Below are 830 nucleotides of genomic sequence, written 5' to 3'. Positions count from 1 at the left end.
ATATAGTGTGATGACTGCCCGAGAGCAACGTAGAGTTTGCGGCTTTCACATGATCGTCAGTTTGCCGGCGCCGGATTGGCCGGTGCATTGTCGGCCGGTGGCGCGTCGGTCGCGCTCCCGTCCAGCGCCGGAGCATCGTCGCCGGCTGCCGGTGCGTCCGCCGCCGGCGCGTCGGCCGCCGGAGGCGTCTCGGCTCCGGTCTCGGGTGCCGGCTGATTCGGATTGAGCCTGTTGAGGATCGCGTTCTCCGGATCCTCGGGCAGCAGGCTTTCGAGCTTGGCGCCGATCGATTCGAGCAGTGGCCGCGACTTGGCGTTGGCGACCCAGCCCGGAGCCTTGGGGCCGGCCAGCCAGTTGAAGAACAGCAGGGCCACCGCGACGACCAGGATGCCGCGCGCCGCGCCATAGAGGAAACCGAGCGTGCGGTCGAGCGCGCCGACCCTGGAATCGATGATCCAGTCGGCGAGTTTCATGGTGATGACGGAGACGACAATCAGCGCGACGATGAAGACGATGCCGGCGGCCACCACCATGGCAATCTTCTCATTGTCGACATAGGGCTGAACGTAAGGCAGGACCGGCTGGTAGAAGAAGAACGCCGCAGCCGCCGCCGCTATCCAGGAGGCGACGGAGAGGATCTCGCGCGAAAAGCCGCGAACCATGGCGAGCATCGCCGAGACCAAGGTGAAGCCGACGAGAATTCCGTCAAGCAGCGTAATCGGCATGTCTTTTGCCCCACTTCATGAGCCGCGTCACTCTTGCTCGTCGGCGCGGCTGCGCCGTGAGCCGGCTATGCGCGCCACGAGATCGGCAAGCTCGGTGGGCTGGAA

Annotated in this window: 1 protein-coding gene; it reads right to left on the bottom strand. The window is 65.3% G+C overall.

Annotation, left to right across the window (positions count from 1 at the left end):
- Positions 1-56: 56 nt before the first annotated feature.
- Complete coding sequence (locus tag EOA86_RS36660) at positions 57-725, bottom strand: CvpA family protein (RefSeq protein ID WP_128345834.1); 669 nt, start codon at positions 723-725, stop codon at positions 57-59.
- Positions 726-830: the final 105 nt, after the last annotated feature.

Origin of the sequence: Mesorhizobium sp. M5C.F.Ca.IN.020.32.2.1 (assembly GCF_004023105.1) — a bacterium.
GTDB classification, from domain to species: Bacteria; Pseudomonadota; Alphaproteobacteria; order Rhizobiales; family Rhizobiaceae; genus Mesorhizobium; species Mesorhizobium wenxiniae.
Note: the sequence above shows the minus strand (reverse complement) of the source record. Positions and strands in the feature narration are given on the sequence as shown.

What these genes read in the sequence shown, in the direction of transcription:
- EOA86_RS36660 (WP_128345834.1), bottom strand. Translation starts at nt 725, where the DNA reads ATGCCGATTACGCTGCTTGACGGAATTCTCGTCGGCTTCACCTTGGTC.